Below are 14963 nucleotides of genomic sequence, written 5' to 3'. Positions count from 1 at the left end.
GGTGGGGATGCTGTGGGCGAACGCCCGTGCGTCGGTGCCGGTTTCGTTTGCTGAGTGGCCTGGTGCTTGGCGCTCCTGGTGCCTGACCGTTTCTGGTGCTTGGCGCTCCCGGTTCTAGCGACCGAACTCATCCAGTTCGGTACCGCCCGGGCTGGCCGGAATCATCGGCACATCACCGAGCTCCGCCAACTCGAGCAGGTCCTGCATCCGCTCGCGGCGCGACGGTGCAACGAGCGTCACCACGGTGCCCGGCTCCCCCGCGCGCCCGGTGCGACCGGCGCGGTGCAGATACGTCTTGAACTTGTCTGGCGGATCCGCCTGCACGACCAGGCGAACATTCGGCACGTGCAATCCGCGCGCGGCCATGTCGGTAGCGACAAGCACCTGCACCTTGCCGGTGGCGAACTTCTGCAGGTTCGCGGTGCGCTTGTCTTGCGACAGGTCACCGTGCAGCGGAATCGAGCGCACCTCGTGTTCCTTCAACGCTTCCACCATGCGTTCCACACCGAGTTTGGTGCGCATGAAGATCAGTACAAGGCCCGGGGTGCGAGCGAGGTGCGCGGTGATCGCGTCCTTGTCGTCGCGCACCACGATGTAGACGCGGTGGTCGATCGTGGGCATATCGTCTTCGATTTCGTACGCGACCGGGCTGGGCAGGTAACGGTCGACGACCTGCCGCACATCCGCATCCAGCGTTGCCGAAAACAGCAGGCGCTGACCGGTATTGCGGGTGCGATCGAGCAGGCGCTCGACCTGGTCGATGAAGCCCATGGCACTCATCTCGTCGGCTTCGTCGAGCACGGTGATGATCACGTGGCTGAGGTCGAGGTAGCCGCGCTGGGCGAGGTCTTCGCAGCGGCCGGGGGTGCCGATCACGATGTCGACGCCGCGTTCGAGGGCGATGAGCTGGTTCTTGTGCGGCACGCCACCGTAGAGCTGCGCGGTGTAGAGTCCGAGCGCGTGGGCCATGGGGCGGATCGTCTTATCGATCTGCACGGCGAGTTCGCGGGTTGGAGCCAGGATCAGTGCGCCCGGTGCGCGGCCTTCCTGCTGGGCGCGGCTGCCGCGCATTAGGAACAGTCGCTGCACGAGCGCGGCGCCGAATGCGATGGTCTTGCCCGAGCCGGTGCGGCCGCGGCCGAGGACGTTGCGGCCGGCAAGGGTGTCGGGAATCGTCGCGACTTGAATCGGGTACGGCTGTTCGGCACCCAAGCCCGCGAGCGCTTCCACGAGTCGCGGGTCGAGTCCAAGGTCGGCAAAGGTGACGCCGTCAACGGCTTCGGCGCTGATCTTGGTGGTGTTCAGGCGTGCGGGTGCGGTTTCGGCATATTGCTTGTGTTCGGGCTTGGCATTGCGGATATTGGCGGTTCGCGCACCGGCCGGTGATGCACCGCCACGTGCCTGCGCACCCCGCCCGTTCCCGGCATGGTTCCGTTCGGCACGCACGCCGCGAGCCGCCTCGCCCCGGCCGGTGCCGCGCTTGGCGTTCGCCGCCCGCCGGTCGGCGTTCGAACCGCGACCCGGGTTGTCAGCTCGCCCACGCGCGCCGCCGCGACCACGGGCTTCCGCCCCGCTGGCGTGTGCGCGACCGCCGCCGGCGCGCTCGCCGCGTGCGTCCTCACTGCGTCCCTGCTGTCCGTCGCCGCCTGCGCTACCGGACTTGCCCCGGCGAGCGCCGGGCCCGAGGCGTTCAAGCTTGCCACCGCGTTTCTTAGAAGGCACGTAGTTGCCCGGTGCCTTGTATCCGCGTGATCTCGCCATGTCTCTTGTTCCCCTCGCCGAGTGAGCGCAAGCGCGCTCGCTACGGCAATAAGCCTACGAGATGGGGGCCGAGCGGCTGCCAAACGCGACGCTGCAGCAACGGCTACGAATCAACATCACAAATAACTTGCTCAAAATCGCGCTTATGTTGCGCTCACAGCACTATGACGACGATTTTGAGCACGTTAATCGCCGCGGTGCCTTGCTCTGGTAATCGCCCTTGGTAGGCACACCCCTAGCCTTGCTCGCGCGATCAGCTGGGTCGATCAGCAGCCCCAGGAAATCTCCATAGTGGTGCAATATTCAGCCCTCGGAGGTGCACAGCACCCCGGCCGCCGCTGAGCTGCACCATGTTGGAGCTCCGAGCTCCGCGTCCGGGCTCCGCACCAGGACCGCGCTGCAGGGAGCGGCGAGACTGCAGGGAGCGGCGAGTCCGGACACCGCGCTACTCAGTCATGCCCGCCTTCACCAATTGCGCTTCAACCCGAGCCTCGCGGCGCGCAGCACGACGCGCCAGGCGACGTTCCACCACCAAGTACAGCGACGGCAGCACGATCAGCGTCAGCACCGTCGACGAGAGCAGACCGCCGATCACCACGATCGCCATCGGCTGCGAGATCACGCCACCGTGGCCGGTGATGCCGGTCGCCATCGGCGTCAGCGCCAGAATCGTCGCGAGCGCCGTCATCACAATCGGGCGCACGCGTCGACTCGCACCGGCAAAGGTGGCGTCGCGCACATCCAGACCGTGAGCGCGGTACTGGTTCACCAGGTCGACCAGCACGATCGCATTGGTGACCACGACGCCGATCAGCATCAGCACACCGATGAGCGAGGCGACACCGAGCGGCACGCCCGAAACGACCTGCATGATGATCGCGCCGGTTGCCGCAAACGGTACCGAGATCATCAGCAGCAGTGGCTGCAGCAGACTCTTGAGCGTCGCGACCATCACGATATAGGTGATGAGCATGGCCGCGAGCAGCGCGTAGCCGAGCTGGGTGAAGGCGCTGCGCTGGTCGGCGGCGCTACCGCCCATCGACGCGCGAGCACCGTCGGCGAAGTCGACATCATCGAGCGCGGCTTCGACCTTGCTGCCGAGTTCGCCGAGGTTTTCGTTGTCGCTCACGACGGTGAGTTCGGTGATGAGCGTGCCCGATTCAGCGGTGAGCTGCGCCGGGCCGTCCTTCGTCTCGACCGTCGCGACCTCAGACAGCGGCACCATCTGCATCCCGGCCTGAATTTCAAGGTTGCGCAACTCGTCAACGCTTGCCGGCGCATCCCCCTCACCCACGAAGTACATCTGCAGCGAGGTTCCCTGAATCATGACGCTGCCAATCGGCACCGGCTGCAGCGCCTGGGCAACCTGTCCCGCGATCATGCCTTCTGAGAGCCCGAGCTGCGCCGCCTTTTCGGGGTCGATGTCGAGGCTCACGAACGGGCGGGTCTCGTCGAGCGAGCTCGTGACCTGCTTAACGTCGTCGAGTGTCTCGAGCTTCTCGGTGGCGAGGGCTTCGGCCGCACGCAGCTGGTCCATCGTCGCGGCTTCGACGCGCACGGTCAGGTCGGAATCAAACTGGCCGCCCTGCGCCACGGCGACTTCGCCGAGTTCTTCGTGCTTGGCGATTTCGTCGAGCAGCTGTTTCTGCACCGCGTCGGGGTCGACCACATCGTTCGTGGTGATCGACCAGCGGATCATCGGCCCGGCCGACGCGAACATGGCCATCGACGGGTCGCTGCCGAAGCTCGACTGCGCGATCTCGATGCCGTCGGTCTGCTCAATGATGTCTTCGACGCCCTTGGCCGCATCCGTCATCGTTTCGAGGGATGCGCCAGGGGTCACTTTTTGCATCAGGTTGAACGTGGTCTGACCAAACGCGCCGAGGAAGTTCGTCTGCATGAGCGGTGCGAGCGCACCGGTACCAACCAGCACGAGCACCGCACCAACGAGCACGAGCGCGGACTTTGCGAGCGCGCCCTTGAGGATCGGTTCGTACAGGCGCTGCAGCCAGTTTCGAGCTTCGCGCTCGGGCGCGGGTTCGAGCTCGCGCGGTTGTTCGGTTTCGGTGTCGGCGGATGCACTTGCACCCGTCGCGGCCGCAACCGTTTCGTCGGTCTCGGCAACCGCATCCGTCTCGTCAACGGTGCCCGTCGCATCCGCCGTATCAGATGCAACCGCCGCGTGCTTGCCCGCCTTGACCTTGCTGCGACCCAAGAACCAGTACGCGAGCACCGGCACGATCGTGAGCGCCACGAACAGCGATGCCAGCAGCGCGATCGAATTCGTCAGCGCAAACGGACGGAACAGCTCGCCGGTGATGTCGCCCACGAACACGACCGGCAAGAACACGGCCACCGTCGCGAGCGTCGATGCCGTAATCGCGGTCGCGACCTCGCGCACGGCCTCGGCAATGACCTGCTTGCGTTCGCCGCCGCGCAGGGATGCGGTTGGGTTGAGTTCCAGGTGCCGGCGAATGTTCTCGACCACCACGATCGAGTCGTCGACCACGCGACCGATCGCGATCGTCAGCGCCGCGAGCGTGAGCATGTTCAGCGAGTAATCCAAGAAGAACAGCGCGATGAACGTCACCAGCAGCGACACCGGAATCGAAATCGCGGTGATGAGCGTGGCGCGGAACGACAGCAGGAACACGAAAATCACCAGCACGGCGAAGCCGAGCCCGAGTAGACCTTCTTGCACGAGCGTGTCGATCGACTGCGTAATGAACGGGGCCTGGTCGGTAACGACGCGCACCTGCACGCCGTCGCCGAGCGCATCCTCAATCGCGGGAATCTGCTCGCGCACCAGCTCCGACACCTCGACCGTGTTCGCCGAGGGGCGCTTGGTGATCGAGAGCGTCAGCGAGTCTTCGCCGTTGACGCGCGAGAACGACTGCGCGGGCTGCAGGTCTTGTTTAATGTCCGCGACGTCGCCGAGGGTGACGATGCCGGATGCGGTGCCGCCAGTTTCCGGGGCGGCTTCGGTGCCCTGCGCTGCTGGGTCCTGCGCTGCTGGGTCTTGGGCTGCTGGGTCTTGGGTCGCGCCACCCTGGGCGCCGCCACCCTGGCCAGCCGAACCGCCACCGACGATCGGCAACTTCGCCAGGTCCTCAGCCGAGTTCAGCACCTGGCCGGTCTCGACCGTCAGCGCATCCTTGCCTTCTTTGAGCTGGCCCGCGGGGATCAGCACACCCGCGTTCTCAAGCGTGTCCGTCACATCCTGCGGCGAGACACCCTTAGCGAGCAGATCATCGTTACGCAGCGTGATCGCAATGCGCTCCTTGCGGTCACCGAAGACATCGGCGCTGCGAACACCGTCGAGCGCACGCAGATCACCGAGCGTTTGTTCGCGCAGGCGCGTCGCGTTCTCGGTCGGATCACCACCGGTCACCGCAAGCTGCAGCACCGGGAAATCATCGATCGACCCCGAAAGCACATTCCACTCGGCGTCATCTGGCAGCTGCGCGTCGATGCGGTTAATGGCCTGCTGCATCCGCTGCTCGGCGTAGACGAGGTCGGTACCGAACTCGAACTCGGCCACCACGATCGAGCTGCTCGCACTCGAGGTCGTTGTCGTCGCCTCGAGCCCCTGCAGTCCCTGCAGCGCGCTCTCAACCTTCGACGACACATCCTTGTCGACAATCTCGGGCGATGCACCCGGGTACGTGGTGATGACCGAAACCCGCGGCAGTGAGATCGAGGGCAGCAGTTCTTGCTTCATCCCCGCCATTGTCAGAGCACCAAAGAGCGCGATGGTAAGAGTCACCAGCGCGATGAGTGCGCGGTTGCCGAGACTGAGGTTTGCAAGCTTGCCCATACAAGCAATCCTGCCATCCAGAAGTAACCAGCCAGGCGTTCCGCCAGCGCGATAGATTGGCCAGGCAGCGGGCGGACGCGCTCGCCACCACAGAACGGAGCCACTATGCCAGGTGCAGAATTCTCAGTTTCGGTACCGGATGCATCCGGTCGCGAATCGCGAGTGCGCATGGTTCGCGCGCGGTTCCGTGCCGGTCGTGGTGGCCCTGCGGCCTGGCAGGTCGAGCGGCCCGAGCATTTGGACTGGACCGCTACCCCGAAGCTGCGGCGGCTCGAGACCGCGGATGACGCTACCGAAGCCGCCGTGCCGGCCGCCGATCCTGCCGACCGCCCTGCATCCGAGCGCGGCACGCAGCCCGAACCCAGCACCCCGGCCCGGCCAAACACCACCCGCCTCGCCTAAGCCTGCCCCAGTTCCAGGCCCAGCGCCGCCCCAGCACCAGAAATTTGTTGCACATATGCCTCGGCAACCCCATATACGGCTTGCCTGCCTGCATATGCAACAAATTTCCAACGCACGCCAAAGGCCGCGTGCGGCCGCACTAGCTAGACTGCGAACGTGACCCACAACCCGACCGCCCCCACGGCGCGCACCCCGCTGCCGCGCCTGCTGCGCAATGCCGGGCTCGTGTTTTTGGGCGGGATGTTCGGGGTTGGGATGCGCGTGGGATTGATCCCGTTCAACGACACGACGTGGCTCAGCGCCACGCTCATCATGAACGCCATCGGTGCCTTTGCCCTCGGCGCGGTCGTCGCCATGGCGCTGCGCAATCTCATCGCGCCCGAACTGCGACTGCTGATCGGTACCGGCGCCATCGGCGGTTTCACCAGCTATTCGGCGCTCTACGCCGATGTCTGGTGGCGCACGCAGGAGCTCCCACTCACCTGGCTGGTGATTGCCATCGTGTCCGTCGCCACCGGCCCGTTCTTCGCCTACTTCGGCTGGCGGCTGGGCGCGCTCGACACCGGAACCACCGCGGCAGCGGCCGACAACCCCGCAACTGGCACCACCGCATCCGCCACCGGAACCGGCACGGGTTCGAGCACAGCAACCGGCACCACAACGGAGCCGCAACAGTGATCCCGTACAGCATTGCTTGGTGGGCGCTCATCGTGGCGCTTGGCGGTCTCGGCGCCGCAAGCCGCTACATCGTCGACACACTGCTGCGCGAACGCGCAAGCACTCCGCCGGCGCTCGCCACCGCCAGCATCAACGCGCTCGGTGCGATCGGTATCGGCATTTTCAGCCAGTTCGCGTTCCAGCAGGGCGTGCAGATCGGCCCAAACGCCTTCACCCTCGGCTTCCTCGGCGGATTCACCACGTACAGCACCGCCATGGTCGACACCCTGCAGCTCTGGCAGCGCGGGCGTCGCGCGGCCGCAATCGGCAACACGCTCGGCCAATTTGTGGGATGCTTCGCCCTCGCGCTGGCGGCGTTCGCGGTCACCGGCGCGCTCACGAATTAGCCGCGACTAGCTACCGCGCAAGCAGCGCCGGGAAAACCTGCGTCGCCAGCAGCGGCGCAATGTCTGCATGCTCCTGGCTCGGATCGGTCCACCGAACTTCAGCGATCTCGGCGGCAGGTTCCGGCAACCCTTCCCGCAAGCATTTCGGATCCGCCGAGTGCACGAACACCGTGCTCGTCACGCGGTGCCCGGCCTCGTTCGCGGCCGCCGCATGAAACACGCCGAGTTGCCACAACTGCGCCGCATCCACCCGCATCCGCAGCTCTTCTTCGACTTCGCGCACGGCGGTCTCGATTGGTGTCTCGCCGGCTTCGGGCTTGCCACCGGGCAGCATGAAGCGGTCGGTGCCGCGCTTACGCACGGTCAGCACGCGGCCTTCGGCGTCGCGAAACACGATGGCGGCAACCACGATCGTGCGCGGGTCGCTCGCGGCAGGTTCAGTCGCCTCAGGCGCAGTGGCAGCGGATGCGTCAGGTCCAGTCAGCGGTTCAGTCACGGTACCTGACGGTAGCCGCCCAAACTGCACCGCACATCCAGCCCGACCTAGTGGTCGGACTCGAGCAGCTCGATCGCATCCTCGCCGATGTTCATCGCCTCGTTGAGCGCGTCGGCCACGTGCATGCCGGGCGAGTACCCGAGGAACGCCACGCGCTCGTTCCGGCGCGACCAACCGGCCGCATCCACCTTGAGCGCGCTACCCGGATCGCGCAGTTTCAACGGTGCGAGATGGCGGGATGCGTGGCGACCGCCGGTTGCCCAAATCACGGCATCGACCGGCTCGCGCTGACCCGAGGCAAACTCGACACCGTGCGCGGTGAACCGGCTGATCGCCCCGAGCGAGTGCAGCAGTCCGCGCCGCCGCGCCTCGAAAATCTCGCGCGTGACCGGAATGCCGCGCACCGAGACATCGCTCGGCAGGTACTTGCCGCGCGACGCCATGCGCTGCACGCGACGAAGCTTCGCATCCGACACCTCACCGACCGTGAGCCGCGGGCGCGGTGCCAGCGAAAGCTTCGGCAGCTCGTGAAAGTCGGGTTCGCGACGGGTCGACCACAGCGTGTCGATGCCAACGCGTTCAAGCTGCAGCAGCAACTCGACCGCAACCCGACCGCCGCCGACCACGAGCACGCGCTTGCCCGCGAGCTCATCAAGGGTGTTGAGCCGGTAAGCGTGGTGCGTCGTGCCGGTGAACTCACCGAGGCCCGCATAGGCCGGAATAAACGGCCGCGACCAGGTCGTCGTGGCATTAATGAGCACCCGCGCGGTGAGCGCACCCGAAGTGTGGCTGAGCCGGTTGTTGTACTCGATGCGGAACAGGTTGTTGCGACGGCTCGTGCGCACTGCGGTGCCGCGAACACCGTGCGCAACAAAGAGGTCGTACGCGTTTTCGTACATGCGCCAGGCATAGGGAACGGCGTCGCGCGCGGGCTGGTTCTGGTCGAGCGAATGGAAACTGACGCCCAGTTCATCCTGACCGGGAAGATCGATCAACTCGCCCTGCTTGAGCGCGCGACCGAGCGTGAGGAACTCCCATCCCTGCTGCCAATAGCCGCCGGGACCGCGGTGACTGTCGATGACCACGAAGTCTTTGAGCGGGGTGAGGCCGAGCGCGCGCAGCGAATAGGCGGCGGTGAGGCCGGAACCACCGGCGCCGATCACCGCGATGTCAATTGGCTGCGTGGTCGTGAGCATTGACAGTCCTTTCGTGCGTCGGCGATAGCGGCGTTGCTGGGCGCTCGATCCATTATCCGTCGCGCACCGGCATTCATTTTCGGGGATGCGGATGCGGGGTTGCTGGGTTTGGTACCGGAACGACTGGGTTTCGCCACAGGGCGCCCAGAAATTTGTTGCAAATACGCCCCGGCACGTGCATATACGGCTTGCTTGCCCATATATGCAACAAATTTCCAACGGCCTGGATGCGCGTGGTGCTGCGCCGATGATTACCACGCGCACACGCGTGGTGCAGCGCCAATATTTCCCACGCGCGAGCGCGTGGTGCTGTGCCAATAATTACCACGCGCCAGCGCGTGGTAAAGTGATTGCCACTGATTTAATCTTGGACATCTGGTGCGCGGTTGAGCATTCGACCGGCACCTTAGCTATTGAGGGGGTTACGCAATATGGGGCGTGGCCGTCAGAAGGCGAAGCACACCAAGGTCGCTCGGGAGTTGAAGTACAACATCCCCGAGACTGACTACGAGAAGCTGCAGCGCGAGCTCCAAAGCAAGCGCGATGCCGCTGCGGAAGCTGACGAAATTTCGAAGTGGTCGGAATACCTCGACGACCCGTATAACGGGTCGGACGACGACAACGACGACTACCAGCTCCGACGCGCGTAACTAACCGCATCCGCGAGCAGCAATCTGCCCGCGAGCCACACTGCTGAGCACGAGCATCGCGAGGAACGAGGACCCGTGGCACTCAACCCACCCGGAATCGCCATCGCAATCGTGCTCGGCCTCTTGCTGCTCGTGGGCAATTTGCTTGCCATATTCGCAACCCGAATGGCCGCAACCGGGCGCATGGACCGCGCCAGCATGGGCGGCATTCGCACCTCATCCACCCGACTCTCCGACGCCACCTGGGAAGCCGCCCACCGCGCCGCACTCCCCTGGGTCTACGTCCTCAACGGCATCGGCGCCGTCGGCGGCGTCGCCACCATGTGCCTCGGCCTCACCGTCATGCCGTTCCTCATCAGCTGCGGCATTTCAGTCGCTTGCACGGCCGCCGGGGCCATCGCCCAGCTTGTCGTCGGTGAGCGCGCCGCATCCCGCGTCGCCGAACAAGCGCAGTAGTCGCACCGCACCGCGAGCACCGCATCCACAAGCACCGCATCCACAAGCACTGAGCACCCTCACAACCGCGCTCGCTAGCGTGAGGGCATGAAGCTCACTGGAAAACTCGAATCCGCATTCAACGACCAGGTCACCCTCGAAACGGTCGCGGCGCTCACCTATGAGCAGCTCGCCATCGATATGGAGGCCATCGACCTGCCCGGTATCGCCTCGTGGTTCCGCGCCCAGGCCGACGAAGAGCGCGTGCACGCTGGCAAGTTCATCGCGCACATGCTCGATCGGGATGCGCACCCTCGCTACGGCAATATGACCGTCGAGGCCGAGACGGTTACGACCGTGCTCGCCGCATTCGAAGCCTCGCTCGCACACGAACAGAAGGTATCCGAAGCTATCCGCGGTCTCTACAAGATCGCGCAAGCTGAAGGCGACATTGATTCGCTGCCGCTGCTGCACTGGTTCATCAGCGAGCAGCTCGAAGAAGAAGCCACCGTGGGCGAGATCATCGGCCGCGTCAAGCTCATTGGCGAAGACGGCACCGGCCTGCTCAAGCTCGACCAAGAACTCGGCTCGCGTCCGGGCGGCGAACTGCCAGCTGCCGAATAACCGGCACCGCGCATCCAACGCACGGGCAAACACCCGCCCAAACCCGAACGAAGCGGCTCGCAGATGCGGGCCGCTTCGTCGTTGTTACCGGATGCGCGATTCGCGCGTTGGGTGCGTGAGGTCGCCAGGTCGCCAGGTCGCTAGTTCGCTAGTTCGCGTAGCTGCCAACCAGGCGCACGGCACCGCCGTCAACGCCCTTAGCGCCCTGCTCGAAGCCAGCGAAGTCGCGCTCGGCCATCGATACCGAACCGGCGAGCCAGGCGTCGTGACCCTCTGCGCGGCAGGCAGCCATCACGGCATCTGCAGCTGCCGCATCCACGACAACGAACATGCCGATGCCAAGGTTCCAAGTGCCCTCAACCGATTCGAGCGATGCGCCCGCGAGGTCGGTGAGTACGCGGAAGACGGGCAATGGCGACCACAGCGCGCGGTCGAGCTCAACCCAGGCGCCCTTTGGCAGTACGCGCGCGAGGTTCGCGGCGATACCGCCACCAGTGACGTGCGACATGGCGTGGATCTTGCCGTCGAGTTCGGGCAGGTTCAGCACGCGAACGAGCTCGCCGGTGTAGAGACGGGTTGGTTCGAGCAGCGCTTCGCCCCAGCTGGTGCCGAAGTCGTCGGCGAACTGTGCGTAGTCGATGCCCTTGTCGGCCAGGATGCGGCGCACGAGCGAGTAACCGTTCGAGTGCAGACCGGATGCGGCCAGCGCGATGATGGCGTCGCCGTCCTTGACGCGGTCGGCGCCCAGCACGCGATCGGCTTCGACAACACCGGTTGCGGCACCGGCGACGTCGTAGTCGTCTGGTCCGAGCAGACCCGGGTGTTCCGCGGTTTCGCCACCGGTGAGTGCGGTGCCGGTTGCGGCGCAGGCGCGGGCGATACCTTCGACGATTGCGGCGATGCGCTCGGGCACCACGCGGCCGCAGGCGATGTAGTCGGTCATGAACATCGGTTCGGCGCCGACCACGACGATGTCGTCAACGACCATGCCCACGAGGTCCTGGCCGATAGTGTCGTGCTTGTCGATTGCCTGGGCGATAGCCACCTTGGTGCCGACACCGTCGGTCGAGGTTGCCAGCAGCGGACGACGCATCTTCAGCATCTTCGAGGCATCGAACATGCCCGCGAATCCGCCCACGCCACCAAGAACCTCGGGGCCGTGCGTTGCCTGTACCGCCTGCTTCATCAGCTCGACGGCGCGGTCACCCGCGCGCGTGTCTACACCGGCCGATGCGTAAAGATCGTCGCTCATGCCGTCAAGCGTATCGGGTTCTGCTGCGTCGAGCAGGATGCGCGTGATCGCTCCGCAGCACTACGGCACGAGCCGCGCACGCAACGTGCGAATCTCGCCGTCGCTGAGCCCCGCATCCCGCAACACCTGCGCCACATCAACCGCGTCGAGCTGTTCGGCAACCGCCGACTCGAGCGTGTGTCCCTGTTCGGCGAGAATCGCGTCGATGTTCGCCGCCTGATTCGGATAGTCGAGCCGCGCAAAGAACGGTGCGAGCTCCCCCGCACTCAGGGCATAGTCGGATGCGATGGCATCGGCGCGCACACCCGCGAGCGCCAGCAGCGCAAAGGTGACCAGGCCGGTGCGGTCGCGGCCGACGGCGCAGTGGTAGAGCACACCGCCCGGTGCCGCGGCGATGACGCGCAGTGCGGCGACCACGCGTTCGGGGTGTTCGCGCAGCACGGGAGCGAAAAAACGCGGGGTGCCCAAGCGGCCTTCGGCGCGCATCCGCTGCCAGAACTCGACGCGGTCGGGGTTGTCGAGCGGCACGCGCACGCCAAATACGCCCTCGGGTAGGTCGGCTTCGCGGGTGGGTGGCACACGATGCGCGTTGGCCGCTTCGTCTTCGGGGCTGCGGGGTACGGGATGCGTTTCAAAATCGTTTCGTAGGTCGACGACGGTCCCCACGCCCGCCTGCGCCATGTCGCGCAGGCCTGCTGGTGTGGCGAAGCGCAGATCGGCCGAGCGCACGTAGCCACCGAATCGGGTGGTGCCACCGCCCGTCAGCGGCAGCCCGCCGAGATCGCGCGCGTTGTAGAAACCGTGCCACAGCACGCGACGTGTACCGTGCGCATCCGGGGCCGCAGGTGCGCCTGGTGCTGTGCCATTCGACTCGAAATCAACCATGCGTTCCATGGTGGCGCGAACGGGTTACGGCAAGACGAGCGGTGCGCGCTGCAGCCACCAACGCGCGCAGCCCGGCCCCGCGCGCTCAGCCTCGCGCACGCCACCCCGTCCATCCAGCAGCAAATCGAAAATACGTCTCGGCAAGCGGCCCGCGCGGTGGCAGAATAGAGGGATGTACTGCGCAGCTCGTTCTGCTGCGCCCGCGCCTCTACGTAAGGAAGCACCCCACTTTGTGCGGCATCGTCGGTCACGTCTCAACTTCTCCCGTTAACCAGCAGGTGTACGACTCGCTGCTTCTGCTGCAGCACCGCGGTCAGGACTCGACCGGTATCGCCACCGCCGAGGGCAAGTTCCTGCACATGGTGAAGGCCAAGGGCCAGGTGCGCGAGGCGTACCGCACCCGCGACATGCGCTCGCTCGCCGGTAACGTCGGCCTCGGCCACGTGCGTTACGCCACGAGCGGCTCGGCCAAGCGCGAAGACGAGGTGCAGCCGTTCTACGTGAACGCCCCGTACGGTCTCGTGCTGGTGCACAACGGTAACCTCACGAACACGCGCGAGCTCACCGACGAGCTCTTCCGCATCGACCGCCGACACCTGAACTCGTCGAGCGACACCGAGATTCTGCTCAACGTGCTCGCCAACGCGCTGCAGGACTCGATCCACGGCAGCGAACTCACCACCGACGAGATTTTTGACGCTGTTGCCACGCTGCACAACCGCGTTGAGGGCTCGTACGCGGCGATCACGCTGATTGCCGGATACGGGTTGCTCGCTTTCCGCGACCCGTACGGTATCCGTCCGCTGGTGCTCGGCCGCCGCGTGGATGAGAACGGTCGCGAAGAGTGGGTCGTGGCTTCGGAATCGCTCGTGCTCGATTCGGGCGGATACGACATCGTGCGTGACGTGCGCCCGGGTGAAGCGATCTTCATTTCGTATGCCGGCGAGATGTCGTCGAAGCAGGTTGTGGAGACCAAGGCGCTGGCACCGTGCTCATTCGAGTACGTCTACCTCGCCCGACCCGACTCGGTGCTTGATGGTATTTCGGTGTACGACACCCGTCTGCGCATGGGCGAGAAGCTCGCGCGCCGCGTCGTCGAAGAAATCTCGCTGGACGAGATTGACGTCGTGATGCCGATTCCAGACTCGGCACGTCCGGCCGCGATGCAACTCGCGCAGGTGCTCAACGCGCCGTACCGCGAGGGCTTCTACAAGAACCGCTACATCGGCCGCACGTTCATCATGCCCGGCCAGAAGGTGCGCAAGAAGTCGGTGCGCCAGAAGCTCAACGCGCTGCCGCGTGAGTTTGCGGGCAAGAACGTGCTGCTGATCGACGACTCGATCGTGCGCGGCACGACCTCGAAGGAGATCGTCGAGATGGCCCGCGCCGCCGGTGCCAAGAAGGTGTTCTTCGCTTCGGCCGCTCCCCCGGTTCGGTACCCGCACGTCTACGGCATCAACATGCCTACGCGCGGCGAGCTGATCGCATCCGGCCGCACGATCGAAGAGGTGAGCTCGGTGATCGGTGCCGACAAGGTGATTTTCTCGACGGTCGAGGACCTCTTCGAGTCGATTACGGCGGGCTCGGACATCACGCAGCTCGACATGTCCTGCTTCACCGGTGAGTGCGTCACCGGCACGGTGACGCCCGAATATCTGGCGTGGCTCGAGACGAACCACACGAGCTAGAACTCCCGAGGGGTGAGACGCCCCGTTGGAAATTTGTTGCGAATAGGGACCGGCACGCTGATATACGGTGTGCCGGTGCCTATTTGCAACAGCATTCTGAACGTCCCTTAGCGGTCGGCTTTCTGCAGCTCGATTTCGCGCTTGTTGCGGCCGATCACAAACTCGATAATCGCGCCGATGCCGATGAACACGATCGCCGACACTGCCGTGACGAACACCAGCAAAAAGCCGAGCACCTGGCCGCGACTGAAGTCCGGGTGCGGCGGGAATGCGTAGGTGAGCACGATCGCGAGCACCACGCCCACGACCACACCGAGCGCCAAGAATCCGCGCATGTTCACGCCGCGGCGAACCGTGGCGGTGGCGTGTTCGGGGAATGCCACCGGTGCCGGTGCGGTTGCGGTCTCGTTGGCGGATTCCGTTGCGGCCGACTCGGATGCGGCTGCCGCGTTGTCCGCTACATATGGCGAGGCCTGGGGGTCAGATTGGCCGGATGCGGCCCCTTGCGCGTTTTCCATACCGCCCATTCTCGCATCCGGTCGCGTTTTCGAACATCGCACCCGCATCCCGGGCGCCTCGCGACCAACTGCTGCTACCTAACCGTCAACATCTGTTGCCTCTGACGACCTTCACGACAAATATTGCTTCGAAGCCGCTGTGGGGCAACAAATTTTGCGGCAACGCCGATGCCAC

14 protein-coding genes are annotated in these 14963 nt (G+C 65.3%); 7 read left to right on the top strand and 7 right to left on the bottom strand.

All coding sequences use genetic code 11. From position 1 onward, the window contains the following. Window positions 1-114: 114 nt before the first annotated feature. Both ZBI01S_RS06285 and ZBI01S_RS06280 read right to left on the bottom strand, forming a co-directional pair. On the bottom strand, window positions 115-1761 hold the full coding sequence (locus ZBI01S_RS06285; protein WP_066057967.1) for a DEAD/DEAH box helicase: 1647 nt from the start codon (window positions 1759-1761) through the stop codon (window positions 115-117). 445 nt (window positions 1762-2206) lie between these two features. Beyond that, window positions 2207-5578: an efflux RND transporter permease subunit gene (locus ZBI01S_RS06280; RefSeq protein ID WP_066057964.1), complete on the bottom strand. Its 3372-nt coding sequence runs from the start codon at window positions 5576-5578 to the stop codon at window positions 2207-2209. 105 nt (window positions 5579-5683) lie between these two features. Here ZBI01S_RS06280 and ZBI01S_RS06275 point away from each other — a divergent pair, with 105 nt between their 5' ends. The 3 genes from ZBI01S_RS06275 to ZBI01S_RS09840 all read left to right on the top strand — a co-directional run bounded on the left by ZBI01S_RS06275 (window position 5684) and on the right by ZBI01S_RS09840 (window position 7044). Continuing rightward, a complete protein-coding gene (locus ZBI01S_RS06275) occupies window positions 5684-5980 on the top strand; it encodes a hypothetical protein (protein WP_066057962.1) in 297 nt (98 codons plus the stop codon). Between the two features lie 156 nt (window positions 5981-6136). Further along, complete coding sequence (locus tag ZBI01S_RS06270; protein ID WP_066057959.1) at window positions 6137-6658, top strand: fluoride efflux transporter FluC; 522 nt, start codon at window positions 6137-6139, stop codon at window positions 6656-6658. Continuing rightward, window positions 6655-7044, top strand: a complete 390-nt coding sequence (locus tag ZBI01S_RS09840; RefSeq protein ID WP_066057955.1) for a fluoride efflux transporter FluC — start codon at window positions 6655-6657, stop codon at window positions 7042-7044. Before ZBI01S_RS06270 ends, ZBI01S_RS09840 begins: the two co-directional genes overlap by 4 nt. A gap of 10 nt (window positions 7045-7054) precedes the next feature. On the opposite strand, the gene ZBI01S_RS06260 is transcribed toward ZBI01S_RS09840, so the two are convergent. Together ZBI01S_RS06260 and ZBI01S_RS06255 are read right to left on the bottom strand one after the other, a co-directional pair. Then, window positions 7055-7540, bottom strand: a complete 486-nt coding sequence (locus ZBI01S_RS06260) for an NUDIX hydrolase (protein ID WP_245610558.1) — start codon at window positions 7538-7540, stop codon at window positions 7055-7057. Between the two features lie 47 nt (window positions 7541-7587). Beyond that, a complete protein-coding gene (locus ZBI01S_RS06255; protein ID WP_066057952.1) occupies window positions 7588-8736 on the bottom strand; it encodes a flavin-containing monooxygenase in 1149 nt (382 codons plus the stop codon). A gap of 431 nt (window positions 8737-9167) precedes the next feature. Here ZBI01S_RS06255 and ZBI01S_RS06250 point away from each other — a divergent pair, with 431 nt between their 5' ends. The 3 genes from ZBI01S_RS06250 (at window position 9168) to ZBI01S_RS06240 (ending at window position 10445) form a co-directional block, all read left to right on the top strand. Beyond that, entirely contained in the window at window positions 9168-9386 is a 219-nt protein-coding gene (locus ZBI01S_RS06250; RefSeq protein ID WP_066057948.1) for a DUF3073 domain-containing protein, read from the top strand. Window positions 9387-9461: 75 nt separating this feature from the next. After that, window positions 9462-9842 carry an SdpI family protein gene (locus tag ZBI01S_RS06245; protein ID WP_066057945.1) on the top strand — a complete coding sequence of 127 codons (381 nt, stop codon included), beginning with the start codon at window positions 9462-9464 and terminating at the stop codon, window positions 9840-9842. Between the two features lie 87 nt (window positions 9843-9929). After that, window positions 9930-10445, top strand: a complete 516-nt coding sequence (locus ZBI01S_RS06240; protein WP_066057944.1) for a ferritin — start codon at window positions 9930-9932, stop codon at window positions 10443-10445. A gap of 148 nt (window positions 10446-10593) precedes the next feature. Here the strand turns inward: ZBI01S_RS06240 and purM are convergent, their stop codons facing one another. Further along, complete coding sequence (gene purM / locus ZBI01S_RS06235) at window positions 10594-11697, bottom strand: phosphoribosylformylglycinamidine cyclo-ligase (RefSeq protein WP_066057941.1); 1104 nt, start codon at window positions 11695-11697, stop codon at window positions 10594-10596. Between the two features lie 60 nt (window positions 11698-11757). Next, window positions 11758-12582 (bottom strand): tyrosine-protein phosphatase, encoded by an 825-nt coding sequence (locus ZBI01S_RS06230; protein WP_159421428.1) that lies wholly within the window; start codon window positions 12580-12582, stop codon window positions 11758-11760. A gap of 230 nt (window positions 12583-12812) precedes the next feature. Here ZBI01S_RS06230 and purF point away from each other — a divergent pair, with 230 nt between their 5' ends. Continuing rightward, a complete protein-coding gene (purF, locus tag ZBI01S_RS06225) occupies window positions 12813-14270 on the top strand; it encodes an amidophosphoribosyltransferase (RefSeq protein WP_066057934.1) in 1458 nt (485 codons plus the stop codon). Between the two features lie 107 nt (window positions 14271-14377). Here purF and ZBI01S_RS06220 read toward each other — a convergent pair whose 3' ends face one another. Beyond that, window positions 14378-14788, bottom strand: coding sequence for a hypothetical protein (locus tag ZBI01S_RS06220; protein WP_066057931.1), 411 nt, complete (start codon window positions 14786-14788; stop codon window positions 14378-14380). Window positions 14789-14963 lie beyond the last annotated feature (175 nt).

The sequence above is a fragment of the [Zimmermannella] bifida NBRC 103089 genome (assembly GCF_001570925.1).
GTDB classification, from domain to species: Bacteria; Actinomycetota; Actinomycetes; order Actinomycetales; family Microbacteriaceae; genus Gulosibacter; species Gulosibacter bifidus.
The sequence above is the reverse complement of the archived record's forward strand: the minus strand, read 5'-3'. Positions and strand labels throughout refer to the sequence as shown.

Excerpts from the sequence above, each read along its gene's own strand:
- ZBI01S_RS06220 (WP_066057931.1), bottom strand. The coding sequence starts at position 14,788 with ATGGAAAACGCGCAAGGGGCCGCATCCGGCCAATCTGACCCCCAGGCC.
- ZBI01S_RS06250 (WP_066057948.1), top strand. The coding sequence starts at position 9,168 with ATGGGGCGTGGCCGTCAGAAGGCGAAGCACACCAAGGTCGCTCGGGAG.
- ZBI01S_RS06240 (WP_066057944.1), top strand. The coding sequence starts at position 9,930 with ATGAAGCTCACTGGAAAACTCGAATCCGCATTCAACGACCAGGTCACC.
- ZBI01S_RS06275 (WP_066057962.1), top strand. The coding sequence starts at position 5,684 with ATGCCAGGTGCAGAATTCTCAGTTTCGGTACCGGATGCATCCGGTCGC.
- ZBI01S_RS06230 (WP_159421428.1), bottom strand. The coding sequence starts at position 12,582 with ATGGTTGATTTCGAGTCGAATGGCACAGCACCAGGCGCACCTGCGGCC.
- ZBI01S_RS06285 (WP_066057967.1), bottom strand. The coding sequence starts at position 1,761 with ATGGCGAGATCACGCGGATACAAGGCACCGGGCAACTACGTGCCTTCT.
- ZBI01S_RS06280 (WP_066057964.1), bottom strand. The coding sequence starts at position 5,578 with ATGGGCAAGCTTGCAAACCTCAGTCTCGGCAACCGCGCACTCATCGCG.
- ZBI01S_RS06255 (WP_066057952.1), bottom strand. The coding sequence starts at position 8,736 with ATGCTCACGACCACGCAGCCAATTGACATCGCGGTGATCGGCGCCGGT.
- purM (WP_066057941.1), bottom strand. The coding sequence starts at position 11,697 with ATGAGCGACGATCTTTACGCATCGGCCGGTGTAGACACGCGCGCGGGT.